Genomic DNA, 24,235 nt, shown 5'->3' with positions numbered 1-24,235 from the left:
GCATTCCCACGCGGAGCGTGGGAACGATCAACACCACACCCACATTGGATTGGTGGTGTTTATTGGGGCTTCGGCAATTTGAGCTCCGCACACAACCCGCCGCCCTCGCGATTGCTCAAGGTCAGCGACCCGCCAATCGCCAGCGCCAGCTGCTGGGCAATCGCCAACCCCAACCCGGTCCCGCCGGTGCTGCGGTTGCGCGAATTCTCCACGCGGTAGAACGGCTGCATCACTTGAGCCAATTGCTCTTCGGCAATCCCCGGCCCGCGGTCCATGACCTTCACCGACAAGCTGCCGTCAGCCTTTGCTTCCACCCACAACTCTGCTGCGCCGGCGAATTTCAGGGCGTTGTCCACCAGGTTCACCAGCACTCGCCGCAAGGCATGGGGGCGGGTGTCGATCACCGCAGCGCTTTTACCGCCCAGCTGCACGTCTTTGCCCATGTCCTGATAGTCGAACACCAGGCTGTCGAGGAATGAATCCAGATCGGTGCGGCGACTTTCCTCGGTGGCGCCATGGATGCTGCGGGCGTAGGCCACGCCTTCACGCACCAGGTGTTCCATCTCGCCGAGGTCGTTCCACAGTTTGTCTTTCTCGCTGGAGTCGTCCATGAATTCGGCGCGCAGTTTCATGCGTGTGATCGGGGTTTGCAGGTCGTGGGAAATCGCCGCCAACAGTTGCATGCGTTCCTTGAGATACGCCGCAATGCGCGCCTGCATCGTATTGAACGCCCTGGCGGCGTAGGCGACTTCGGTCGGGCCTTTCTCATCCAGGTGCACGGCGTGGGTGTTGGGATCGAGGGTTTCCACCGCTTGGGCGAGGCGGGTGAGGGGGCGGATGGCGATTCTGACCGCCAGCCAGGTGCAGAGGATCATCAGCGCCAGTTGCCCCAGCAATACCGCCGGCAACCATGGTGACAACGGCACCATCGAAGGCCGCACATCAATGGTGACGGGGCTGCCGTCCTTCAGTTTCAGATGCGCCTGGAAGTGTTTCTTCGGGCCGGGGATGTCGGTGAAGGTCAGCGGGTAATCATTACCGATGGCGTCCTGAATCGAGGTCACGGCAATCGGCACATCGCCGCGCGGCATGGGGGTGCCCGGCGAGCCTTCATTCAGCAGATAGCCATAGTTGGCGCGTTCCAGACGCTGCAACCAATTCGCGCGCTCGTCGGCCGGCAAGCGGTCGAGGATGGCGAGGGAGGTCGAGACGTCGGTTTCCAGGTTGCCCAACATGGTGTTTTTGGCACTTTCATAACGCTCGTAGTACTGCGCGCCAAAGGACAGCGCCTGGGCGAGGATCAAGCCGATCAGGAAAATCAGCGACAGCCGCGAGGCCAGCGTGCGGGGCCAGTGCAGCGCCAGACTCATGACGGCGCACCAAGCACTTCCACCGGCAGGGAAAACACATAGCCTTCGCTGCGCACGGTCTTGATATAGGCCGGTTCCCGGGCATCGTCGAGCAGACGCTGACGCAAGCGGCTGACCAGCAAATCGATGGAGCGGTCGAACAGATCGGCGTCGCGGCCCTGGGTCAGGTTGAGCAACTGGTCACGATTGAGTATCCGCTGAGGATGATCGAGGAACACCCGCAGCAAACGATATTCCGCCCCGCTGAGGGCGACCATGGTGCCGTCCTGGTCCAGCAGATGCCGGGCCGAGGTGTCCAGGCGCCAGCGACCGAACCCCAGCAGGCGACCGCTTTCGGTGATCACCAGGTTGGGCGGCAGCATCCGCGTGCGCCGCAGCACGGCGTTGATCCGGGCGAGCAACTCACGGGCGGCGAAGGGTTTGACCAGGTAATCGTCGGCGCCCATTTCCAGGCCGATGATGCGGTCGGTTTCATCGTTGCGGGCGGTGAGCATCAGCACCGGCGTGGCTTTGTGTTTACCCGCGCGCAACTCGCGGCAGAGCACCAGGCCATCGTCGCCCGGCATCATGATGTCGAGCACGATCAGGTCCACCGGCGTGGTCTCCAGAAACGCGCGCATCTGCCGTCCATCCGCCACCACGGTGGTGCGCAGGCCGTTCTTCTTCAGGTAATTGCCTACCAGTTCCCGGATCTCACGGTCATCGTCCACGATGAGAATGTGATCGACATGTTCCATGGGGCCAAGCCTCTTGAGTGGGTGTTGTCGCGCAGTCTACCGAGCCTTGGCCCGTTCGCCCGCCGCCGTTTGTATTGCAGTGTATCTGGCCTGTCGACGGATACACGAGGACGCAAAAACAGCCGGTTTCAGGGGTTTTGTATCGCTGTGTATCCCGGGCCGGTGCTGATACATAGCAATTTACCCGCGCCTGTTCCAGACACAGACGGGATACCTCGCGGGCTTCTAATGGCTTCCATCGAGGCAAACCCAACCGCCTCGGCCCAATCAACGATTGATCTATTGAAGCCCGAGGACAACACCATGAATACCAAAGCCGTTTACGCCGCCTGCCTGTTTGCCGCCCTGAACATCTGCACCTTGTCGGCCCGGGCCGAAGCCGACGTCACCCCGCAAACCTACACCTACGGCACGCACCTGGATATCCAGAAAGTGTTGTCGATGACACAGGACACCACGCCTTCCTGCGGAATTGTGAACGCCCGGATGATCTATCTGGATTCCCAGGGCAAAACCCAGGCCCTGGACTACAGCAAATTCGCTGACGGCTGCGGCGAAAACAACTGATTCCTTCGACTCCCATTACCCATCCCATTTTTGAACAGGAAATAACCCCATGAACAACGTCACCCGCTTTTTGACCGCCATCGTCTTTTCCGTAGCCGGCGCCGCCGCTCATGCCAACGCTGCTGTTGAACAGAGTAGCTGTGGCAGCAGCACCTGCTTCCAACTGACACCGCTGCTGGCTGAGGATGGCTCCAGCCGCACGCCGCAGGGGCAGCTGGTTGCGGAGAACGGCTCCAGCCGCACGCCGCAGGGCCAGCAGTTGGAAAATCAGATGGCTTGAAGCCAGGCATTGTTCCCATGAACTCAAGGTGATCCCATGTTTCTCATCGCATTCCTGGGCGGCATTTTGACCGTCCTCAGCCCCTGCATCCTCCCGGTCGTGCCGTTTCTGTTTGCCGGTGTGAAACGCACGCGCTCCTCGATCCTGCTCACCCTCGTCGGCATGGCCCTGACCTTCGCCCTGATCTCCAGCCTGGCCGTGGTCAGCAGCGACTGGGTGATACAAGCCAACAACACCGGCCGCCATGTGGCGTTGATCGTGATGGTGCTGTTTGCGCTGTCGCTGATCTCCGCCCGCATCGGCGACTGGCTGGCGCGGCCGTTCGTGCTGCTGGGCAATCGCCTCGACCCCAACACCCGCAAAATGTCTGGCCCGCTGGGCTCGGTGATGATCGGCGTCGCCACTGGGCTGCTCTGGGCACCGTGTGCCGGGCCGATTCTCGGGGTGATTCTCACCGGCGCCATGCTGCAAGGCGCCAATGCTCAGACCAGTCTGTTGCTGGTGGCGTACGGCCTGGGCAGCGCGTTGTCCCTGGGTACCTTGATCTTCGCCGGTCGCGGCCTGGTCAATCGTTTGAAACCGTCGATTCCAGTCACCGGTTGGCTGCGGCGCGGCGCGGGTGCTGCGGTGTTGGTCGCGGCGACGGTCATCGCCACCGGTGCCGATAACAGGCTACTCGCCAGCACTTCATCCGAAGGCGTCACGACCGTTGAACAGCAGGTGCTGGAAACCGTGCCGAAAGTGGTCGATTACCTGGTCAGCAAGGTCAAGGCCGACCCGATGATGGACTCGGCCAAAGGCCCGATGCCGTCACTCTCCGGCGCGGTCCAATGGCTCAACTCGCCCGCGCTGAGCAACGAGTCCCTGCGCGGCAAAGTGGTGCTGGTGGACTTCTGGACCTACGACTGCATCAACTGCCAGCACACCTTGCCCTACGTGAAGGACTGGGCGAAGAAATATGAAAAGGACGGCCTGGTGGTGATCGGCGTGCACACCCCGGAATACGGTTACGAACGCATCATCGACAACGTCCGCGATCAGGTGAAAAAACTCGGCATCACCTACCCGGTGGCGATCGACAACAACTATGCGATCTGGCGCGCGTTCGACAACCAGTTCTGGCCGGCTCACTACCTGATCGATGCCAAGGGGCAGGTGCGTTACAGCCACTTTGGCGAGGGTCGATACGAGGCTCAGGAGCAGATGATCCGGCAATTGCTGGAGGAGGCGAAAGCGCCTGCCGCTTAGCCCGTTTCGCAGAGGCAGGCCAACTTGTTAATGCCGCGTTACAGATGGCGACCATGTATCGGAGAACGCCTTGTTTCGTGCGTTCTCCGGACGACCGGGCAGGACGACAACGTATACGGGAGCGATAGTTTGTGGACGGGGTCACTGCCGACCCTGTCATCACGATCATGAAGGGAGGTTGCCATGCCTAGATACATTATCGAACGCGAGCTGCCGGGCGCCGGTGCACTGCCGCAACAGGAGCTCAAAGCGATCTCGAAAAAGTCCTGCGATGTGTTGCGCGAGATGGGGCCGGACGTTCTCTGGCTGCAGAGTTACATCACCGGCGACAAGATTTACTGCGAGTACATCGCGCCGAATGAAGAACTCATCAGGGAGCACGCCCAAAAGGGTGGCTTTCCGATCAACAGCGTTTCCCGTGTCATGAACATCATCGATCCCACCACGGCGGAGTAAGCCGGGACGCGTTCCAACCTGCTATGGAGCCGACTTCATGAGCACACCTATTGACCTCACTGCCCTGAAGAACCGTCAGATGACGGCGTGGGCCAGTGGCGACTATGCCGTGATCGGCACCACCTTACAGATTGTCGGCGAGCAACTCGCCGAAGCCTGCGACCTGCTCTGCGATGAGCGCGTGCTGGATGTCGCCGCCGGCAACGGTAATGCAACGCTCGCCGCCGCGCGCCGGGGCTGTAAGGTCACGTCCACCGACTACGTGGCCAGACTGCTCGAACGCGGTGAAGACCGGGCGCGGGCAGAACACCTGAACGTGGCCTTTCAGGTGGCCGATGCCGAGGCTCTGCCGTTCGAGGACGCCAGTTTCGATGCCGTGCTCTCGACCTTCGGCGTGATGTTTACGCCGGATCAGCCCAAGGCCGCCGCGGAGCTGGCGCGGGTGTGTCGCCCGGGAGGCCGGATCGGCCTTGCCAACTGGACGCCTGAAGGCTTCGTCGGCCAGATGTTCAAGACCCTGGGCCGCCATATGCCGCCACCGCCGGGCGCACAACCGCCTTCGAACTGGGGCACCGAAGCCTGGTTGCACTCGCAGTTCGATCAGCGCGACTTTGTGCTGCAGGTGACTCGGCGGCTGTTCAACTTCCGTTACCGTTCGGCCGCCCATTTCATCGACACCTTCCGCACCTGGTACGGCCCGGTTCACAAGGCCTTTGTAGCCCTGCCACCCGAAGGGGCCACGGCCCTGGAAAACGACCTGACTGAGCTGCTCAATCGCCTGAACCGAGCGGGGGAGCGTTCGCTGGTGGTACCCAGTGAATACCTGGAGGTGGTGATTACCCGGCGTTGAGTTCAACAACGCAAACTCTTGTGGGAGCGGGCCTTTGTGGCGAGGGGGCTTGCCCCCGTTCGGCTGCGAAGCAGCCGCAAAGCTTTTGGGGCCGCTTCGCGACCCAACGGGGGCAAGCCCCCTCACCACAAAGACCCGCCCTTACAGGGGTATGTACAATATCTGGTTTTTAGCCGGCAAATCACTCATCCAGCCGCTCGGTGTACACCACCCACACACTGCACGGCATTTTGTACAGCACATGCTCCACCGTGCTGCCGATCAACCGGCCCATGCCGCGATGACCGATCCGGCCCATGACAATCACATCCACGTCATAGGTCTCGGCATAGCGGGTCAGCACCTTGGTCGGGTTGCCCATGAGCATGTGCCGTTGTTCCGGTGCGATGCCGTTGCGCGCGGCCAGATCATTGAAGGCATCCTCCTGGAAATCGAACAGGGTCTTGGCCTTGCCCGAAGCGAAAAGCGCCGAGCCGTTATCGAAGTTGAACTCGTCCGCGCTGATGGACGAAAGGTCATAGGCGTACACCACATCGAGTTCGGCATTGCAGGCGCTGGCCAGTTTCGATGCCTCGTGAAGGATCCGGTCGTTGAAACTTTTGTATTGGTCATCACGATGGAACGGGTCGACCGCCGCGACGATCTTGCGCGGCAACGCACGAGTGGCATGGCTGACAAAATGCAATGGCACCGGGCACTCACGCAGCAAATGCACGTCGAGAGGGGTAAACACCAACCGCGACAGCCGCGATTGGGGCTCCAGCGCCTTGATCAGCACGTCCATCGGCTGCTCTTTGAGGTGAATCAGGATTTCTTCCAGCGGGTGTTCGACCCAGACCACTTCGGTGGTGACGTGCACGCCGATCTTGCGCAAGGGGTGGGCCTGTTCCTCAAGCCACTGACGGTGACGCTCGACGTACCCCAGACGCATCTGTTCCAGGGCCTTTTCGTTGACCAGACTGGCGGTCGCCAGGCCTTCCAGGTAGTCGAAGGCCACGATATGCAGGGCCGCACCCTCGGCCTTGGCCAGCGCCGCGGCCCGGTCGAAGGCGGGGCTGTGTTCCATCAGCGGTGAGACGACCAGCATGAAACGAGATGGACCAGACATGACAAACCTCCCGTGGGTAAACGAGCGGACGGCGATCCCCCTGGGGCAGCGTTGGGAGAGCGACTGTGCGCCCGACGCATGGTCATTCGATAGCCGTTCAATCCTCTAAGTATTGACCATGATCAACTTCTCGTCCGCAAGGGTATCAGCGGGGCGGGGTGATCGAAGGTGCCTGGCAAATGTGGGTGTTTTTTTATCTAGATAACCTTCGCGCCCCGAGCCTCCAGTAACTCCCGCAATACGGAACGGTGGCAGTGGGCTTCGTCTTCGCAATAACACCCCACGGCCAGCGACGTTTGATGGGAGAGGGCGGCCAGCAGGTCCAGCAATTGACTGGGCGCGGGATGGTTCATTTCGGCCTTGAACTTGCGCTTGAAGGCCTCCCAGGCTTTGGCATCTTCAGCCGCTTTGGCTTCGGCCACCAATTCGGGGCTGGGGGACAGCAGCGGTTGCCACACATCATAAAAATCGCGACTGGCAAATTCAGCCTTCGGTACGCCACGGGGCGGGCGGCGTACCGTGCCCACGCGCAGGCCTTCATTCGCGGTGCGGGGCGAGCCGAGTCGCACGATATGGATGGGCATGATTGCAGTGCCTATTTGAGCCGCGAGCCGTCGAACCACTCCAGCGTCGTACGCCAGATGCAGATCCCCAGGAAGTACGCCGACATCAGCAGCCACAGGCCCATCACCATCGGGTTGATGACGGGATGGTTGACCACCAGCGACAAGCTGCACAGCAGCCAGATGGCCGTCACGGCAATGTTGATCGGCATGAATCGACGTACACGGAACGGGTGCAGGAACTTCATGCGGGTCACGGTCAACAGTGCCAGGCCGATGACCGTGAGAAAGGTGATCCACGGCGCCGGGTCGATGATGTACAGGCACAGCGCGACAACGTTCCATGCGGCGGGGAAGCCCTGGAAGTAGTTGTCCTTGCTCTTCATGTTGACGTTGCAGAAGCAAAACAGCGACGACACCAGAATCAGCGACACGGTCAGCAGCAGGGTGTAGTCCGGCAACGGGATGTAGCGATAGATGAACAGCGCCGGGATAAATACATAGGTCAGGTAGTCGATCACCAGGTCGAGGATCGAGCCGTCGAAACTCGGCAGCACCGATTGCACATTGACCTTGCGCGCGAGTGCGCCGTCCAGCCCGTCGACGATCAGCGCCACGCCTAGCCACAGCAGGCAATGGGTGGGCTGGTTCTCCAGCAGGGCGAGGGTCGCGAGGAAGGCAGTGACCACGCCCGTGGCGGTAAAACCATGGGCGCCCCATGCTTTGAGCCTGGCAATGTGTACGGCGGATATCACGCAGGTGTTCTCCAGAAAGTGAAGCAAGCCAGTTATCACCCTCTGATTGAGGGCGTCGGCAAACCGGGTCGGTTGCAGGTATCGACCGGGTTTTCGGGAATAAGGTTCACCACCTTTGAATCTTAGACGCCACGCAAAAAAATACCCCGGAAAATGTCCGGGGTACGTATTGAGCATTTTCGAAACCGCTGAAAATCAAACAACTCCTGCGAGAGTTGTGTCCATCCGTTAATCCGCGGTCGGTGGTTTCGGTACCAGAAACGTAACGCCGAAGCCTTCGGCTATCTCCAGTATCCGGGGCAGGTCCTCGGGGACTTTGAGCCGGTCCAGCGCTGCAAAGAACTGGCCGCCGCGCGGATCGGAAACCACGCCGATGATTTTCGCGGTGGGGGTGATGTTCTTGTAAGCATGGATCGACCCGGCGGGGATATGCACGTAGCCCCCGGTCGAGAGCGTGGTGGCTTGCCCCTCGACGGTCACTTCAATCTGCCCGTCGATGACATAGAACGCTTCGTCCCAGGGGTGAAAGTGAAGAGGAGGCCCGCCACCTTGCACACCTTGCTGGATATGCACTTCAAAGGGTTTGGTCAGATCGCCGCCGGCAAGAATGGTAATGGTCTCTCCAACAACATTGACCGGCGCGGGCGTTTTCCCGGCTTCGATGACGTGAACCGTTCGCATGATCGCTCTCCGAGGCATGAATCCCCCACCCCTGAGTATATTCACTCGCGCCGCGGGCAAGTGTCGCAACACTGCCCCGTCTGTCCGGGCAATTCCAATGGTGATGGAATTTTTTTCCGGGCCTGTCGCTCTGCTGATATAGAGACGTGCCGATTCAGCGTCCTGCAGCAAGCAGCCGGTAAGCCATGAACAAGCACCTGGATGATTACAACCGCATGCGCGATTTCTCGGCGACCCCGGAGCCGGCCGTTGCCGAGCCCGACAGCGTGCTCAGCGACCGCACTATCGTGGAAAAAAAGTACGGTGCTGAAAAGCCCAAGTCGATCAAAAAAGCCCCGGCCAAGGCGCGCAAGGAAGAGTCGCCTCAGCTGATGGGCGCCCGCAAAGCCAGGCTACCGGAGCAGCTCAAGCCGGAACTGGCGACACTGGTCGAATCCGCGCCGAGCGGCGAGTGGAGCTATGAAATCAAGTTCGACGGCTACCGGGTCATGGCGCGCATCGACCACGGCGAGGTCAAACTGTTCACCCGCAACGGTCACGACTGGACCCACAAATTGCCCGGGCAAGCCGAGGCGTTGGCGGCGCTGGGCCTGGAATCGGCCTGGCTCGACGGCGAAATGGTGGTGGCGAACGAGCAGGGCGTTCCGGACTTTCAGGCGCTGCAAAACGCCTTCGATTCCGGCCGCAGCGCCAGCATCGTTTACTACCTGTTCGATTTGCCCTACCTCAATGGTGTGGACCTGCGCGAGGTGCCCGTCGAAGAGCGCAGGGCGGCGCTGGCGACCATACTCAAATCCAATGAAAACCCGTTGTTGCGGTTCTCCGACACGTTCAGCGAATCCCCGGAGGCGTTACTCGACAGCGCCTGCAAAATGCAGATGGAAGGGCTGATCGGCAAACGCCTGGGCTCGCCTTACCTGTCCCGGCGCACCCGTGACTGGATCAAGCTCAAGTGCAAGCGTCGACAGGAATTCGCCGTGGTCGGTTTCACCGACCCCAAAGGCGCGCGCAGTGCTTTTGGGGCCTTGTTGCTGGGGCTGCACGACCGCGACAGCGGTGAATTGCGCTACGCCGGCAAGGTGGGCACCGGGTTCAACGAGGCGACCCTCAAGCGCCTTTACAAACAACTGAAACCGCTGCAGACGAGAAGGCCGTCGGTGGTCAATCCACCTACCGGTTTTGAAGCCAGAGGCGTGCATTGGCTCAAACCCGTGCTGCTGGCGGAAGTGGCCTTTGCCGAGATGACCAAGGATGGCTCGGTGCGCCAGGCCGTGTTCCATGGGCTGCGCGAGGACAAGCCTGCCGCAGACATCACCGAGGAGCGTCCGACAACCGTGAAAACCTCAGCCACTAAAAGGAAAACCACCCCGGCAGCACCGTCACAAGTCAGCCTGGGGCAGGGCAAAGTGCGCATCACCCACCCGGACCGGGTGATCGACGCCAGCAGCGGCACCACCAAGATGCAACTGGCGGAGTATTACGCCAGCGTCGCCGAGTGGATCCTGCCGCAACTCAAGGATCGGCCGGTGGCGCTGGTGCGCGCGCCGGACGGCATCGCCGGTGAACTGTTCTTTCAGAAGAACGCCGAGAATCTGGCCATTCCCGGGATCATCACCCTGGACAAGGATCTGACGGGTCAACCGATCATGATCATCAACAATGCCAAGGCGCTGATCGGCGCGGTGCAGATGAGCACGGTGGAGCTGCACACCTGGAACGCCACGTCGGTCGATCTGGACAAGCCCGACCGCTTCGTCCTCGACCTCGATCCGGACCCGGCACTGCCCTGGAAGAGCATGATCGAAGCCACCCGGCTGACCCTCACGGTGCTCGATGAACTGGGGCTCAAGGCGTTTCTCAAGACCAGCGGCGGCAAGGGGATTCACCTGGTGGTTCCGCTAACCCGCAAACACGGCTGGGATGAGGTCAAGGACTTCAGCCATGCGATTGTCAGCCACATGGCCAAGCTGCTGCCGGATCGGTTTTCCGCGGTATCGGGGCCGAAAAACCGGGTTGGGCGCATCTTCATCGATTACCTGCGCAACGGTCTGGGGGCCACCACGGTCTGCGCCTACGCCGTGCGCACCCGCGAAGGGTTGCCGGTGTCGGTGCCGATCTTTCGCGAAGAGGTGGCCGAGCTCAAGGGCGCCAATCAATGGAATGTACACACCGTGCATGAACGCCTGGCCGAGGTGGGCGATGAACCCTGGGCCGACCTGAAGAAAACCCGGCAGACGATTACCGCCGAGATGCGACGACGGCTCGGGATGAAAAAATAGTGAATCGGACGGAAAGTGGCGAGGGGGCTTGCCCCCGTTTGAGTGCGTAGCACTCACAAGATCTTTGGTACATCAGAGATTTTGGGGCTGCTGCGCAGCCCAACGGGGGCAAGCCCCCTCACCACATCGACAGCTATTGCTTACCGACTGCGGCAGCGAGCAGCGGCGCTACCTGTTCATCGGTCAATGCGGCGTGGACTTCCATGCTCATGACATCGCTCCATTCCAGCACCCATTTCTGTATCGCCACTGGATCACTGGCCTCGGCAATGCCCACACCGCTGGCGCCGCCGACGGCATGCCAGCGCCCCAGCATGCTGACGCCTGCGGGTGGGGCGCCACCGGTCTTGAGAAAACGTTCGATCGCGCTGTTACGTTGTTGCGGGCTGATGGACCAACGGACCATGAATAACATCTGCCACCTCCTGCTACGGATTGGCACCTTTTATCGTCGCGCACCTGGCTGGCGCCGGGGCCACGGTCACGCCTGTGTTTTCAGCGCCCTCCTGGCTGGCCTGAAACCCTTGCTCCCATTAGAAGGCATAGCAGCGGGGCACGTTGCGCGTACGACCGCTGATCCTGTTTCAAGGCATTCGAACGAACGTATCGAGATAACGGTGCAAGCCATCAGGCATCACGCAACAGGTCGTTGGCATTGAGCAGTTCGTAGGCCACTTGCGGGTGCTTCTCCAGCCCGCGACGAATGGCTGCCGGAATCGACTGACGGGTTTTACGGCACAACCCCGGCAACTCGCCGAGGGTGATGTTGATGCCGCGCATGGTGCGCACTTCATTGAAGCCCGGGACGATCTCCACGCGCAGCCCCAACTGCTCGTACATCCGGCGTTGCAGACGCTCCAGGTCGGCCAGGCTCTGGAGGTTTTCCAGGCGTTCGATCAGGCGCTTTTCCTCCGACTGGGTCAGGCTCAGGATGCGCAGGTCCGTGCCGGGAGTTTCCAACAGCTGTTCACGCTCGCAGATGCAGGCACCGGGCGGGCAGGGTTGGCGGATCGGAAGAGAGGTCGTCATGGGGTTCAATCATAGAGCGCTCTGATCGGGTTTGCCCATGGGGGTGTTGTACCTTCGGGCGCGATGTCCACATCCCGAACGAAAATCCTGTAGGAGCGAGGCTTGCCCGCGAAGAATGCACCACGGTTTTCAGGTATTACGCGTCATCGTTCTTCGCGGGCAAGCCACGCTCCTACCAGGTATCAGTAGCCACCGCAGAGAGTAGTGAAGCAGAGTGCCCGGACTTACAGCATGTTTGAAATAGGTGAGGCCATTGAAATTAAAGTTCAGCCACGTGGATGTTCTCGTCGAAGATCTTGAGGAAGCGTGCAGCTATTACGCCCGAGTCTTTAAAGCCAGGATTTCAAAGACACTTGATTGGCAGCGCGACGGTTTGCATGTGCGCTATGCGATCGTCATGTTTGGAGCTGAGCGCCTTATGCTGGTGCAACCCTTTACCGGGAATCTCAAGGCTCTGATGGACTCCAACGGCGAAGGCACAATCTACCGTCACTGCTATTCCACACCGGATATTGAGGCAGCCTACGATGAATTGATCGACGCGGGAGTCCAGCCGGAAGATGAGAACGGAAAACCACTGTCTCGCGATAATCTCCAATCGCCAAGCGGCACACGCATCATTTGGTTACCGAAACGCTTTGGGCATTTTTCTATTGAGTTGCTTGAAGAGAAAGAGCTTGAGGCATTTATCAAGGATGCATTCGCCGAAGACAGGTAAGGTGGTTTTCACGCACCCAGTTCCTTCAAGAGATTTTCATCAACCGATTGTTTCGATCGCCGATTGGCCTTTAAAGCCCCAACTCCAGGGCCAGCAAGTCCGACAACGGCTGCGGGCGTCGAATCAATCTGGCTTGCCCTTGTTCGATCAACACTTCTGGCAACAGTGTGCGGCTGTTGTAATTGGATGACATAGAGGCGCCGTACGCGCCGGTATCGTGCATGATCAGCAAGTCGCCAACCTGCGCCTCAGGTAGCGAACGGGGTGTGACGCCCTGTTCATCCTGCGTAAAGATATCGCCGGATTCGCACAGGGGACCTCCCACGACACAGAGGTGCTGCGGACGACTGACCGGGACGCCCTGGGAGTCCAGCAAGGTCATGTGGTGATAGGCGCCGTAGAGGGCTGGCCGCATCAGGTCATTGAAGCCGGCGTTTACCAGAATGAAGTTTTGGCTACCGACTTTTTTTACCGCGCGGACTTCGGTAACCAGATAGCCTGACTCGGCCACCAGGAATCGACCGGGCTCGATCTCCATCCTTACCGGGTGGGCGAGAAAAGCCTCGATGTCCTGCCTGGCCTGGCGCCATGCGTTCGCATAACGCTGGATATCCACCGGATCATCCCCCGCGCGATAAGGTGTGGAAAGCCCCCCGCCTATGGAGAATGCTTCGATATCGTGGTCGAGTGCCTTCACGGCTGAGACCATTGCACAACCCACTTGCTCAAGGTGCGCGTAATCCACACCTGAACCAATATGCATGTGCAATCCCACCAGTTTCAGCCCGAATTGCCGAATCACGCCGAGCGCTTCTTGAACCTGGTCATGCCAGATTCCATGTTTGCTGTTTTCACCACCGGTATTGGTCTTGCGGCTGTGACCGTGGCCGAACCCTGGATTGATCCGCAGCCAGACGCGATGGCCGGGAGACTGTTGGCCCAGTTGGCGGAGCATGTCAATCGAACCGGTATTGACCTCAAGGTTCAGTTCGACGACGCGTCGCAATGTCGCTTCATCGAGCAGATCACAGGTCAGAACAATACCAGCCGGGTCACCGGCAGGGCTGTATCCAGCGAGCAGCGCCCGCTCGATTTCACCCTGTGATACGGCATCGATCAGCACGCCCTGTTCGCGGATCAACCGGAGAATATGCAGGTTGGAACAGGCTTTTTGTGCGTATCGAATGACATCGAAGCCTTGCAGTTGGTCGATGCGTGCTCTGATGGTCTGGGCGTTATAACACCAGAGCGGGGTACCGTGCTGTCTCGCAGTTTCGGCTAATTGCTGGAAAACGGAATGGTTGGGCATGGCGGTATTCACTCTGAAGTAAGGAGAGAAGCCATCATGTCGATCACTTGGCATTCAATAAAATATCTATTCTTTGTGAGTCGATTCAGTTTTGATATGAGTTTTGATCAATTGACGGAGGCCTGGCGTGGACATTTCCATACGGCATATCGAAGTCTTCCGCGCCATCATGCAAGCGGGGAGTGTCACCGCAGCGGCCCGCGTGCTCTTTACATCGCAACCCACGGTCAGCCGAGAACTGGCGCGGCTTGAAAGCATCTCTGGCCTTCGGCTGTTTGATCGAGAAGGAGGGAGGCTGATACCGACGGCTCAGGGCATGATGCTGCTCGAAGAGGTTGAACGTTCCTATATTGGGTTGGAACGCATCAACAGCGTTGCACAGTCAATCCGTCGTTTCGAACATGGCCAACTGAGCGTCACCTGCCTTCCGCTGTTTTCCCAGACGCTGCTGCCCAGGGTCTGCAAGCACTTTCAGCAACAGCATGGTGGCATAGGCTTGAGCATTGCCGCACAGGAATCACCCTTGCTGGAAGAGTCACTCAGCGCTCAGCGTTATGACCTCGGATTGACCGAGGGCGAGCATGTACCTCGAGGTACCCAGGGGACATTGCTCTTTCGTTCCGACATGGTCTGCGTCCTGCCAGAGGGGCACCCTTTGCTGTCCAGGCCGCTGCTTGTAATGGAAGACTTTCGCGGTGTCGACTTCATCAACCTGTCGGGTCTGGACATCTATCGTCAAACGCTCGATGAGCATTTTCGTCAGGCCGGAGTCGACAGACATACCGTCATTGAAACCACCAACGCTGCATCGGTCTGTGCCATGGTCAGGCAACAGTTGGGGGTGGCGATTATCAACCCGTTGACCGCAGTGGAGGAGTCAGGCAGAGGATTGGCCATTCGGCCGATCAACGTGTCCATTCCCTATCGCGTCATGTTGATCCGGCCTGATTATCGACCCTCATCGATCTTCGTCGACGCCTTCTGCAACTCGTTGAGCGAAGAGGCGTTGTGTCTTGCCGATGTACTCTGCGACTGAACGTATTGCGCCGATCATCCCCGTTGCTCGGCCACCAACAGCAACGACTGCGGCACGGGACTTTGCGGGTGCTGTGGCTCCTGCAGCCCGGCCAGCCGAAAACCGGCCATGTCCAGCGCATTGAACCAACTGGACAACGTTCGCAAATACCATGGCATGGGTTGCCACTGCCCCTCGAACCCGGCGAAGGTCTCCTCCCGCCAACCATCCTGATAGTCGCCCGCCGCCGCGGTCCACGGATGCAGCGTCTGGATCACCAGCGCGCCGCCAGGGGCGAGCAGGGCATTCATGGCAGCGAGCAGGGGGATGATGTCCTGGTGCAACAGGGCGAAGTTGGCGCAGATCAGGTCGTAGTTGTTGCCGATGTCCACCTTCGCCTCCACCAACGTTTCGTAGCTCGCCAAATGCACCGGCGAAGAGCCCGCCGCCCGCGCTGCCTCGACCAGCGTCGCATCGCCATCCACACCGACCGCCTTGATGGCCCGTTCAGCCAGCGCACGCAACAGCCAGCCTTCACCGCAGCCCAGATCGAGCACACGCTCCGGTCGGCGACCTAGTACCGCCAGCAGGATTGCCTGGTCGGTGACCTTGAGGCGGCTTTCGATGGTGCCGGTGCGGATGGCCTCGATCCAGGATTGGGCGTTGTGGTGCCAGCTCTGGAGGAGGGTGGATTCGGGGGTGGGCATTTGGATGTCCGCAGTTATGGGTTGGATGCAAGGATAGGACAAGTGCTGGTGGAGCGGACCTTCGCATGAGCCAAACTAGAAGGGCAAAACCTGGACGGATTCGTATTGGCCAATCACTCACTCATCTAAATCGAAAGGCCAAACCGATAATCGTGCTCTGTCCCTTCTTGCCGAGAGATATGTTCGACCAGGAAACCACACCGTTTGAGTACTTTTGCCGAGGCGATATTCGCAGCGTATACGTTGGCAACCAGTTGTTTAAGGTTCCAATGCAACTGCGCCTCCTGGATCAGATGCCTCACCGCCAGCGTTGCCAGTCCCCGTCCGCAAGCGCTTTGAGCAATCCGATAGCCGACTTCTGCCGATCGCTCGGACATGTCGATGCTTTTCAGGTTCGCTCGACCCACTATTTTTCCGCCCTCATCTTCGATGACGAATGGGTGCCAGGTTCCGGCGGCAAAATCAGCTAAATAAGCTGCAATGTGGTCGGTGACGCCCTGCACCGAGTAAAAGGCAGAACCGCGCGCGTCAATGTGGCGCTCGAACCATTCACGATTGTCCAGTTCGAATGTCAGCAACGCCTCAGCATCAGTACTTTGCAGGGTACGAATTCTGACGGGTTTCATAAGGTCGCTCTCCTTGCTGGTAGAACTGCTTGGATAATTGTGCAGTGGAACAACGGTCCGCTCTTGGCCGTTTTCTACCCGGTTGTCTGTCCGCTATCCGAGAGGTCTTGAAACACACAGGGCCGCACAATCAATCCGACGCGGTGGCAACCAGTGCTCCGCTCACCGGCAGGTCAGATGTCTCTCGATCAACCTCGCCACTTCGGCTGCGTGAGTAAAGCCCAGGCTGTGATCGGCGCCAGGGAAAACGTGTAGCTCAGCACGGGGTAACAGTTGAGCAAGGCGCTGGCCGACACGAACGGGGCTAATCGGATCAGAATCTCCCCAGAGGAGCAGGACTGGCATGCGCAACTCGACCAACCGGAGCGTGAGATCGGTGCGGTCGTCGAGAAACCAACTCGGCAGTGTCGGGTTGGTGGCCGCAAAATCCGGGCGCCAGTCATGCGCGCCCAGAGCAGACATATCCACCCCGCCAGAGGTGACGGTCAGCGTCAGGTGCGTGATCAGCTCAGGGCGTTCAAGCGCTGCAAGCACAGCGACTATGCCGCCCATGGACTGTGCCACCAGCGCTGTGGGCCGGTCGATCTCGGCCAGCACGCGAGTCACCAGATCATCCATGCCGGTCACGCCAGGCAAGGGCGGAGTGTCTCCAAAGCCGGGCCAGCCGATATGGACCTGTTGCGCCGGGTGGGCCAAGCGCTCGGCAACAGGATGCCAAAACCGGGTGTTACCTGAGGCTCCGGGCAGGAAGAGGAGTTTGGCGGGGGATGCGGTCACAGGTTCGGTCCTTGAAGGTGGGATTGAAAGAGTCAGCAGGAGGAAAAAAATGGATGCCGCGAGGTTCGATGACCACTTCGCAACGAGAGCCGCCGGTAGTGAAGGGCAACTCGCGACCCGCAGCGGACGTTTAGCTGACTAATGTCAACCATGGCCAGCGCTCCCGATAGCTAGCCGCTTTTTGGCTAAACAAGCTAGGCAGAGGGTTCAGTTCGTTTAGTCTGAGCAGGTTGTTCTGAAGATCGTCCAGGCCGTGTGTGCTGTACAGCTCCCCTGTGTAGACATCAACTCCCAGGCAGGTCGAGTTGATCAGATAGCGATCTATGCCATCGGTTACCTTTTTCAATTGAGGATAGGCAGCGCCGAATTTGGATTCGTACCACAAGTGAACGCGGGCCTGATTGCGTACCTCTAGGTTGACGTCGAGATGGGAACAGGCATGACGAACCCGTGTGATCACTCGATCTTCGGCTTCCCATGAAAGATCCTCATCGAAATAAGCGATGTCGTAATCCTTGATTCCCCATTCGGCAGGTTGTCCTGCTTGGTGATTCCAGAAGGTCTGGAACAGACATCCCGCTGTCAGCATGCAGTGAGGGACTTCCAGTGTCGGCAGGAGCGTCAGCAATTGCTGGTTGATGACGTTTCCTTTGGCGATCGCCAGTACTTGCTCGTTGGTCAGTGAATGCATCAATACCCTCCATGGTGGCTGGAGGTGAGCTTACCTGACCGAGGCCTTGGGTGAATTACTTAATGTGGCCGATTTCTGCCTGTCATGACCGGCAGAAATCGACCCCAAAGGGACCAATGCCGCGTCGACCGGCGACAAGGCCAAAACGGCTAAGTCTGCTAGGGTTGAGTGCTTTGGGAGCTATAGAAGGCACTGATAATGCAGATGTTTAAAATCGAGGCGAACGGATTGAGTCAGCTCCGCGAGGCTCTGAGTCAAGCCAGGCATTTGTGTCCTGCATCGGCAACCTATCTACGAAAGTCGTTAGGTGCTGCGGTTGTTACGGAGTAGTTCGTCGGTTCGCGCTAATGGACGGAATCGGTGTCCGCACTTGGCCGATTTTTGTCAGTCGCGACGGGCAGCTATCGAAAGCAGCTATTCGAAAGACCGACCCGCTTGCGACTGTGGATGCGCACCTCGTCGACGTTTTCAGCCTGATTTCTACGACCTGGTGGGCGAGCATCGCCCGTGTTACAGGCAGATTGATCCCATGGCGTCGCACTAGCGACGATAGTAGCGGTGATCGTCCTCGTAGCGGTGCCGCATGGCCCGATCCTGGTGACGCTCCCAATAACGATGGCGTTCGGCTTCTCGGCGGGCTTGCTCTCTACGCCACTGCTCTCTACGCCACTGATCTCTGCGCCAGTCGTCTCGGCGCCAATCGTCTCTACGATCATGCCAACGACCGTCATGCCAGTATCGGTCATCATGGGCAAGTAACGGCCCTGGCTGCTTGCCGGCCATACTGGCCAAGGTCGGCCAAGGGTTGCCGGCAGCCTGGACCGGAGCCTGAACGGCCGCCACTTCAGTTGCGAAAACAGGGGTTGAGGTCTTCATCTGTGTTGCTGATGCCGAACCCACTGCCGCGAACGCGAACAAGCCGAAGAGCACCATCCGTAGGTCATGGAATTTCATGAGCGAAGACAACCTCTGAATTGACATGTTGATGTGTAGCCATCTGGCTGCGGGAAGCCTATGGGTTCGCGCTTACCGAGCGCGATGTGCCTGTCCACATAGACCGATAAATAGGGAAAAGTTCTAGGGAGCCGCTGTTTAAATAACCAATGGCCTCAGCGTTCGGCCCCTTCGAGGTTTTCTATCTCGATGTCTACTCCTGGCCCGGTCGACTCATTCGGACTTTTGCTCCAACGCCGCATGAATTGCCAATGCGTTATCATTATTTCTTTGAAATCAGCCAAGGAGGCATCCATGAGCGTGCATGGTAAAGACCGGCAGATCGACAATATTGAATTTAATGTCGACGACATTGCCCGCAGCAAAGCTTTCTACGGTGGTGCGTTCGGCTGGACATTCATCGACTACGGCCCAACCTATACGGAGTTTAGTGATGGCCGCCTTACCGGCGGCTTCACTACGGGAGAGCCGGTTCGATCTGGTGGCCCGTTGATCATTTTGTACGCGGATGATCTCGATGAGACGCAACAGCGGCTCAAAGCTTTGGGCGCTGTTATCACACGCGAAATATTTTCGTTCCCTGGTGGAAGCAGGTTCCACTTCATTGATCCAGACGGCTATGAACTGGCCGTTTGGACAGCTCAGCAGTAGGTCTCGTTAGAAACGCCAGTCCTCAGCGTGAACGACACGACAGAATGGGCCCGCCAGGGTTGCATTGTGATGAGCGACGATACTTTCAGCCTTCAACTCAGGGGTGTCGGTGCAGGTATGACCATCGGCGATCAGCACTGCATCGAATCCAAGGTCTCGTGCGGCGCGGCAGGTGCTGTCGACACAATACTGGGTCTTCATTCCGGCAATAACCACGCCTTGAGATCCACAAGCTTTTAGCCGATCGGCCAGGTCAGTCATGGCGAACGCGTTGGGTCGGCTTTTTTTGAAAATCACTTCGTCTCCGTGTAGCGACAGTTCTTGCACCAGTTGCGTCAACGGGCTTCCAGGTTCGATAGGCGAGCCGGGTGGACCGACGTGGCGAGCAAGAAAAATTGGCGCGCCGGCCCTGCGGGCCTTATTCAACAGGCTATTCAACGTGTTCAGCAGCGCCTCGCCCGCCCATGGTTTATCCGGGCCATGAAACAATCCAACCTGCATATCGAGAATCAACAGTGCATGCATAGTGCTTTTCCTTGCGTTTGGACCAGCGACACAAGGGCAAAAGAAAAGGCCCTGTCCATCACTGGCGGGCCTTTGAAGTTCGTGCGTTACTGGCTCACGGCACCTCTCACGACCCGCCTCGGGCAGTCGTGGTCGTGGTGGTCGAGGCAATGCGTAGCCGATTCATGAAGCTGACGGTATCCGCACGCTACCTGGTTGGCAAGGGGGGCAAGATCTGCGCGACAGCTATTTCTAGTATTGATCGTTGAGGTCCGCTTTTGGCCGATTGTCACGACTGACTGAAATCATGACCCAAAGCGATCATCGGGAACAGACCGATAGGGATACGCTAGAGTTATGCGGGTCGTCGATCAATGATGACCCGCTGTTCGCGCTGCTGCGTCCCCGGAGGGCCCGATGCCGCTCATCACCACGCGTCTGGTGGCGTTGTTTGTTCTTTGTCTGACTCTTGCAGTGCCAGCCCAGAACAACGCCTGCCCGGCTGGCGAGAAGCAAGTATGCCTGAACGGTTGCATCTGCCTGCCAGACCTGGGACAGATGCGAGGCCCCCTGCCTGATGGCATCTACCAGGTCGCGGCACCTGCCCTGGCGCTGTGGCTGACCCAAGCCCGTGCGGAAGCAGCCAATGCCGGCGTCCAACCCGTTCCACTGCACATCCGGGAGCAACTGCTGCGCTGGTACGACCCCGGCGTCCTCGATGCCGCACGCTACAAAGTGAGCGACAACGGCCAATTCAGCACCGCTACTGCCATGCTGCAAAACCCCGATGTCGGTGCCGTGACGCTGATCGACATCATCCTCTTCCGGGATGCGCAAACCGCGGAACAGGACATCGCGCTCTGGGCTCACGAACTAAAGCATGTGCAGCAGTATCAGGAATGGGGGGTAGAAGGATTTGCCCAGCGGTACACACAAGATTTCAATGCGGTGGAGGCGCCGGCTTATGCCATACAGGCTGAGGTCAGACGGTGGGTGCGGGAAGGGACTCACTGAAGGGTCGACAGTGCTGATTCGGCTGTTGGTCAGGTCAGTTCGCGTGGGAACTTCAAGTTGCAGACCCGGTCGATAGAAGCCCCTTCATCCGTGAACGATCTGTGAACGCAGCGCAGTGAAATCATTCCAGCCGAGCAGCGCTGGAGGCCTGTTTAAAGACAGTGCCGTCCGAGACCAACCGAGTCCGTCCCTGATGCCAACCAAGAGTTTTCTGCCGGGTCTGATCCTGGCGTTCTACGCAGTCACGTCGCATTGCTCGGTTGCTGCCGAGCGAAAAGCCTCCCCGCATAGTAACAATGCATCAACCGCCCTGATTGAATCCGCCTCGCGGCAGTATGCAGATGGTCAGTTGGACCAAGCTGCAGCCACACTGGAGCGTGCGCTGCATATCCAGCCGAACAATCCCGCAACGTTGCATTACCTTGGCGTGTTGCGTCTTCAGCAGGGACAGTACCAGCAGGCTCAAGCGCTGGCGGCGCGCTCCAACATGCGGGTTGGTCCCAACATCGCGTTGCGCAATCGCAACTTCCAATTGATCCAGGCGGCGCAGAAGGCCCAGGCGTCGAATAACCCACCCAATGCCGAAGCGGATCTGGTTGCAGTGCAGGAGGGGCTGGAAGAGGAGGTTAAAAGGCGCCGTGAAGCAGAAATTGCTGCTGAGCAAGCCATTCCGGACACTGAGCGCCAGGAAGCGGCGCAGAGGGCCACGGACGGGTCGACAGGTGGCAGGCTACGTCCGGAAGAGGAATTGCAAGTGGCTTCCGTCAAGCCAGAACCCGAATACGACGAAGTTGAGATTCCCCGCGGCCATTGGCCGCCTCCGGGTAAATGTCGAATCTGGTTTCCCGATCGCCCGCCGGGGCATCAGCCCGCACCTGGCAAATGCAAAAAACTGCAACATCGGGTGCCGTTCGGAGCCTACCTGGTGCGAGGTTGAGTTTCTGCCAAAGCGCTCGTAGGTTGTGGACTATTCAGCGGCGCCACGATCCCTCGGGCAATTCGACCTGCCGATGGGCCGCAGCCAAGGCAACCTTCAGCCCCTCTTTATCCAGTGGTATGCAGTAGGCGGGTTTAGCCCGTTCGAATCGCCAGCTTTCATCAAGACTGCCCGCATCTACCGCGTCGAATCCAATCTCGTCCAGCAGCTTGATCACCAGCGCTTTCGCCGCCGCATCATCCGCCGCGATCGGCAGTGCGCGTCGGTCGGGCGCTGTTTTCGGGCGCGAGTCTTGCACCAGGTCCTGGGCGAGGATTGCATTGAACACCTTGACCACGCTGGAGTGGGGCAGATGCTCGGCGAGCAGGCGGCTGGTGGTGGTTTCGAATCGGTCGAGAGCGGCAATTTGACCGTCGCGTTCCGGGTAGTAATTATTGGCATCCAGCACGGTTTTGCCCTCTAGCCACTTGGCCGGCACGCTTCGGTAATGCTCAAGAGGAATGGCCACGAGTACAACTTCGCCAAATTGTGCTGCGTCCTCGACAGTGCCGACTTGACTGCCAGGAATGCCACTGAGCACGCTGCTCATGGTCTGTGGCCCACGTGAATTGCTGAGCATTGCTTCGTGTCCCGCCGCGATGACCAATTGCGCCACTGCGCGTGCGATGAAGCCTGCCCCAATAATGCCGATACGCATGTCCTTGCTCCGCTGGTTAATAAGAAGAAACCATGATGATTGCCAACCAATGGCAGATAAATAATCATCGGCTACTTAGTCTCGTTACCAGGAGTGTTGAATGATGGATCGCCTGACGAGTATGGGAGCGTTTGTGATGGCGGCGGAATCGGGCTCCTATGCCAGCGCTGCCGAGCGATTGGGCCTGTCGCCGCAGATGGTGGCCAAGCATGTTGCCGCGCTGGAGCAGCGGCTAGGTGCGCGGCTACTGAACCGTACCACCCGACGCCAGAGCCTGACTGAGTTGGGCAGCGCTTACTACGAACGCTGTAAGCACATTTTGAACGAGGCTCAGGCTGCCGACTCCCTGGCGCAGATCATGAACGACACCCCGCGCGGCAAACTGAAAATCAGCGCTCCCGTAACGTTCGGCTCCTATAGCCTCATGCCCTTTGTGACGGAGTTTTTGCGTCAACACCCGGAAGTCGAAATCGATCTGCATTTGACCGATCGCTTCGTCGATCTGGTGGAGGAGGGTTATGAAGTGACGTTCAGAATTGGCCCATTGACCGCGTCCAGTTTGACTGCCAGGCCGTTGGCGCCTTATCGCTTGGTAGCCTGTGCGGCACCGAGCTATCTGACCGACCGCGGAGTGCCGCAAATACCGGATGATCTGAAGAATCATGAGTGTCTGGGGTATGCCTATTGGTCTCGGCCGGCCGACCGCGAATGGGTATTCTGCAAGGGCTCTGCAGTTGAACGGGTACAAGTCGTCAGTCGATTGCAGGTCAACGAGAGCAAAGCATTGCTGTCGGCAGCGCTGGACGGGTTCGGAATTGTCCTTGGCCCCGAAGACTTTCTTGAGCCCGCGTTGCGCAGCGGCGAGTTGGTTCGACTGTTAGCTGATTACGAAGCACCGAGCCGACAAATGCATTTGCTCTACACGGCCAATCGTCAGAGAACAGCCAAACTCCGACGATTTATCGATGCTGCGTTCGCCCGCTTTGGTGCCCCTTGAGCAGGCTTTTGAGTTGTCCCAGCCGCATTGACTTGTGATTGATCTCGGTCGCAGGCTACTGCTTCATCTGCGACACTCCTTCGATTCTGCTGGGCGATCCGGTTTATGCCACAATCAATGCCGGGTTTGGCGGGATCTTTGTATCCTCGAACTTTGCGCCGTCGATGTGGGCCGGCATTCTATCTAACGACAAAACAGCGACAGGGACCGTCATCAATGCAATCCAGTTTCAGCAAAGGCATCATGTTTGCGCTTTCCGCCGCGGCACTGAACGCAACGATTGGTGTGCTTAGCAAAGTACTCATGAATAATGGCTTCACTGCCAGCAGTGTGGCCGTCATCAAGACCCTGCTGGGTTGCATGCTACTTTCGATCCTATTGCTTTTCCTCAAGCGCCCGGCGTCTACGGCCAAATGGACTCAGGCGGCAATCTGCGCCTTCCTTGGCATCTTCGTGCTGTTTCACTTCGAAACGTCGGCCTATCGGCATTACGCCGCGGCAGGTGTAGTGGTGGTGCTGATGGCCAGTGCCTCGATTTCCTCGATCATCCTGGGGCGCATTTTCCTCAAGGATGCCATTACCGCGAACGCGATCGTGGGCGCCGCACTGGCCATTGCCGGGATCGCGGTGATCTTTGGCGCCGACCTGCAACAGGGCTTTACCCTGCAAGGCGCTGCGCTTGCGTCCATGGCCGGCTGCGGCTATGGGGCCTTTT

General features: G+C 58.9%; 29 protein-coding genes. 13 read left to right on the top strand and 16 right to left on the bottom strand.

Annotated features, from left to right (window positions below):
• Window positions 1–59 precede the first annotated feature (59 nt).
• Window positions 60–1,370, bottom strand: coding sequence for an ATP-binding protein (locus tag HCU66_RS25260; RefSeq protein WP_205891122.1), 1,311 nt, complete (start codon window positions 1,368–1,370; stop codon window positions 60–62).
• Window positions 1,367–2,107, bottom strand: coding sequence for a response regulator (locus tag HCU66_RS25255; RefSeq protein WP_205891121.1), 741 nt, complete (start codon window positions 2,105–2,107; stop codon window positions 1,367–1,369). The genes HCU66_RS25260 and HCU66_RS25255 overlap by 4 nt, the downstream gene beginning before the upstream one ends.
• Before the next feature lie 303 nt (window positions 2,108–2,410).
• On the opposite strand from HCU66_RS25255, the gene HCU66_RS25250 reads away from it, so the two are divergent.
• The 5 genes from HCU66_RS25250 (at window position 2,411) to HCU66_RS25230 (ending at window position 5,508) form a co-directional block, all read left to right on the top strand.
• Window positions 2,411–2,674 carry a DUF2790 domain-containing protein gene (locus tag HCU66_RS25250; RefSeq protein ID WP_205891120.1) on the top strand — a complete coding sequence of 88 codons (264 nt, stop codon included), beginning with the start codon at window positions 2,411–2,413 and terminating at the stop codon, window positions 2,672–2,674.
• 49 nt (window positions 2,675–2,723) lie between these two features.
• The gene (locus HCU66_RS25245; protein ID WP_205891119.1) at window positions 2,724–2,954 is read left to right on the top strand and encodes a hypothetical protein; all 231 of its coding nucleotides are present in this window, start codon (window positions 2,724–2,726) and stop codon (window positions 2,952–2,954) included.
• Window positions 2,955–2,990: 36 nt separating this feature from the next.
• Entirely contained in the window at window positions 2,991–4,202 is a 1,212-nt protein-coding gene (locus HCU66_RS25240) for a cytochrome c biogenesis protein DipZ (protein ID WP_205891118.1), read from the top strand.
• A 183-nt stretch (window positions 4,203–4,385) separates the two neighbouring features.
• Window positions 4,386–4,658 carry a DUF4242 domain-containing protein gene (locus HCU66_RS25235; protein WP_205891117.1) on the top strand — a complete coding sequence of 91 codons (273 nt, stop codon included), beginning with the start codon at window positions 4,386–4,388 and terminating at the stop codon, window positions 4,656–4,658.
• Window positions 4,659–4,695: 37 nt separating this feature from the next.
• The gene (locus HCU66_RS25230; protein WP_205891116.1) at window positions 4,696–5,508 is read left to right on the top strand and encodes a class I SAM-dependent methyltransferase; all 813 of its coding nucleotides are present in this window, start codon (window positions 4,696–4,698) and stop codon (window positions 5,506–5,508) included.
• 181 nt (window positions 5,509–5,689) lie between these two features.
• Here HCU66_RS25230 and HCU66_RS25225 read toward each other — a convergent pair whose 3' ends face one another.
• The 4 genes from HCU66_RS25225 to HCU66_RS25210 all read right to left on the bottom strand — a co-directional run bounded on the left by HCU66_RS25225 (window position 5,690) and on the right by HCU66_RS25210 (window position 8,615).
• The gene (locus tag HCU66_RS25225; protein ID WP_205891115.1) at window positions 5,690–6,616 is read right to left on the bottom strand and encodes a universal stress protein; all 927 of its coding nucleotides are present in this window, start codon (window positions 6,614–6,616) and stop codon (window positions 5,690–5,692) included.
• 197 nt (window positions 6,617–6,813) lie between these two features.
• Window positions 6,814–7,200, bottom strand: coding sequence for a DUF488 domain-containing protein (locus tag HCU66_RS25220; RefSeq protein WP_205891114.1), 387 nt, complete (start codon window positions 7,198–7,200; stop codon window positions 6,814–6,816).
• A gap of 11 nt (window positions 7,201–7,211) precedes the next feature.
• On the bottom strand, window positions 7,212–7,934 hold the full coding sequence (gene pcsA, locus HCU66_RS25215) for a phosphatidylcholine synthase (RefSeq protein ID WP_205891113.1): 723 nt from the start codon (window positions 7,932–7,934) through the stop codon (window positions 7,212–7,214).
• Between the two features lie 228 nt (window positions 7,935–8,162).
• Complete coding sequence (locus HCU66_RS25210) at window positions 8,163–8,615, bottom strand: cupin domain-containing protein (protein ID WP_205891112.1); 453 nt, start codon at window positions 8,613–8,615, stop codon at window positions 8,163–8,165.
• Between the two features lie 185 nt (window positions 8,616–8,800).
• Here HCU66_RS25210 and ligD point away from each other — a divergent pair, with 185 nt between their 5' ends.
• Window positions 8,801–10,894: a DNA ligase D gene (gene ligD / locus HCU66_RS25205; protein WP_420908077.1), complete on the top strand. Its 2,094-nt coding sequence runs from the start codon at window positions 8,801–8,803 to the stop codon at window positions 10,892–10,894.
• 133 nt (window positions 10,895–11,027) lie between these two features.
• On the opposite strand, the gene HCU66_RS25200 is transcribed toward ligD, so the two are convergent.
• Together HCU66_RS25200 and HCU66_RS25195 are read right to left on the bottom strand one after the other, a co-directional pair.
• Entirely contained in the window at window positions 11,028–11,309 is a 282-nt protein-coding gene (locus HCU66_RS25200; RefSeq protein WP_205891111.1) for a DUF3303 domain-containing protein, read from the bottom strand.
• A gap of 212 nt (window positions 11,310–11,521) precedes the next feature.
• Window positions 11,522–11,923 carry a hypothetical protein gene (locus tag HCU66_RS25195; RefSeq protein ID WP_205891110.1) on the bottom strand — a complete coding sequence of 134 codons (402 nt, stop codon included), beginning with the start codon at window positions 11,921–11,923 and terminating at the stop codon, window positions 11,522–11,524.
• 253 nt (window positions 11,924–12,176) lie between these two features.
• Between HCU66_RS25195 and HCU66_RS25190 the strand changes: the two genes are divergently transcribed.
• Window positions 12,177–12,641: a VOC family protein gene (locus HCU66_RS25190; RefSeq protein ID WP_205891109.1), complete on the top strand. Its 465-nt coding sequence runs from the start codon at window positions 12,177–12,179 to the stop codon at window positions 12,639–12,641.
• 70 nt (window positions 12,642–12,711) lie between these two features.
• Here the strand turns inward: HCU66_RS25190 and lysA are convergent, their stop codons facing one another.
• Window positions 12,712–13,950: a diaminopimelate decarboxylase gene (gene lysA, locus HCU66_RS25185; protein WP_205891108.1), complete on the bottom strand. Its 1,239-nt coding sequence runs from the start codon at window positions 13,948–13,950 to the stop codon at window positions 12,712–12,714.
• A gap of 127 nt (window positions 13,951–14,077) precedes the next feature.
• Here lysA and HCU66_RS25180 point away from each other — a divergent pair, with 127 nt between their 5' ends.
• Window positions 14,078–14,986 carry a LysR family transcriptional regulator gene (locus HCU66_RS25180; RefSeq protein ID WP_205891107.1) on the top strand — a complete coding sequence of 303 codons (909 nt, stop codon included), beginning with the start codon at window positions 14,078–14,080 and terminating at the stop codon, window positions 14,984–14,986.
• Window positions 14,987–15,000: 14 nt separating this feature from the next.
• Here HCU66_RS25180 and HCU66_RS25175 read toward each other — a convergent pair whose 3' ends face one another.
• From HCU66_RS25175 to HCU66_RS27245, 5 genes are all read right to left on the bottom strand, one after another.
• Window positions 15,001–15,672: a class I SAM-dependent methyltransferase gene (locus HCU66_RS25175; protein WP_205891106.1), complete on the bottom strand. Its 672-nt coding sequence runs from the start codon at window positions 15,670–15,672 to the stop codon at window positions 15,001–15,003.
• A 125-nt stretch (window positions 15,673–15,797) separates the two neighbouring features.
• On the bottom strand, window positions 15,798–16,298 hold the full coding sequence (locus HCU66_RS25170; protein ID WP_205891105.1) for a GNAT family N-acetyltransferase: 501 nt from the start codon (window positions 16,296–16,298) through the stop codon (window positions 15,798–15,800).
• A 162-nt stretch (window positions 16,299–16,460) separates the two neighbouring features.
• Window positions 16,461–17,075, bottom strand: a complete 615-nt coding sequence (locus HCU66_RS25165; RefSeq protein ID WP_205891104.1) for an alpha/beta fold hydrolase — start codon at window positions 17,073–17,075, stop codon at window positions 16,461–16,463.
• A 130-nt stretch (window positions 17,076–17,205) separates the two neighbouring features.
• Window positions 17,206–17,766, bottom strand: coding sequence for a nucleotidyltransferase family protein (locus HCU66_RS25160; protein WP_205891103.1), 561 nt, complete (start codon window positions 17,764–17,766; stop codon window positions 17,206–17,208).
• 540 nt (window positions 17,767–18,306) lie between these two features.
• A complete protein-coding gene (locus tag HCU66_RS27245; RefSeq protein WP_241015678.1) occupies window positions 18,307–18,720 on the bottom strand; it encodes a hypothetical protein in 414 nt (137 codons plus the stop codon).
• Between the two features lie 294 nt (window positions 18,721–19,014).
• Between HCU66_RS27245 and HCU66_RS25155 the strand changes: the two genes are divergently transcribed.
• Window positions 19,015–19,371, top strand: coding sequence for a VOC family protein (locus HCU66_RS25155; RefSeq protein WP_205891102.1), 357 nt, complete (start codon window positions 19,015–19,017; stop codon window positions 19,369–19,371).
• Between the two features lie 6 nt (window positions 19,372–19,377).
• On the opposite strand, the gene HCU66_RS25150 is transcribed toward HCU66_RS25155, so the two are convergent.
• Entirely contained in the window at window positions 19,378–19,896 is a 519-nt protein-coding gene (locus tag HCU66_RS25150) for an isochorismatase family protein (protein ID WP_205891101.1), read from the bottom strand.
• Between the two features lie 396 nt (window positions 19,897–20,292).
• Between HCU66_RS25150 and HCU66_RS25145 the strand changes: the two genes are divergently transcribed.
• Both HCU66_RS25145 and HCU66_RS25140 read left to right on the top strand, forming a co-directional pair.
• A complete protein-coding gene (locus HCU66_RS25145) occupies window positions 20,293–20,889 on the top strand; it encodes an eCIS core domain-containing protein (RefSeq protein WP_205891100.1) in 597 nt (198 codons plus the stop codon).
• 193 nt (window positions 20,890–21,082) lie between these two features.
• Window positions 21,083–21,826, top strand: a complete 744-nt coding sequence (locus HCU66_RS25140) for a tetratricopeptide repeat protein (RefSeq protein ID WP_205891099.1) — start codon at window positions 21,083–21,085, stop codon at window positions 21,824–21,826.
• Between the two features lie 34 nt (window positions 21,827–21,860).
• On the opposite strand, the gene HCU66_RS25135 is transcribed toward HCU66_RS25140, so the two are convergent.
• Window positions 21,861–22,523 (bottom strand): NADPH-dependent F420 reductase, encoded by a 663-nt coding sequence (locus tag HCU66_RS25135; protein ID WP_205891098.1) that lies wholly within the window; start codon window positions 22,521–22,523, stop codon window positions 21,861–21,863.
• Between the two features lie 100 nt (window positions 22,524–22,623).
• Here HCU66_RS25135 and HCU66_RS25130 point away from each other — a divergent pair, with 100 nt between their 5' ends.
• A complete protein-coding gene (locus HCU66_RS25130; protein ID WP_205891097.1) occupies window positions 22,624–23,520 on the top strand; it encodes a LysR family transcriptional regulator in 897 nt (298 codons plus the stop codon).
• Window positions 23,521–23,736: 216 nt separating this feature from the next.
• Window positions 23,737–24,235, top strand: a 499-nt coding sequence (locus HCU66_RS25125) for an EamA family transporter (protein ID WP_205891096.1), incomplete at its 3' end; no start/stop codon positions are given.

Origin of the sequence: Pseudomonas frederiksbergensis, from assembly GCF_017114915.1 — a bacterium.
In the GTDB taxonomy this organism is placed as follows: Bacteria; Pseudomonadota; Gammaproteobacteria; order Pseudomonadales; family Pseudomonadaceae; genus Aquipseudomonas; species Aquipseudomonas frederiksbergensis_I.
The sequence above is the reverse complement of the archived record's forward strand: the minus strand, read 5'-3'. Positions and strand labels throughout refer to the sequence as shown.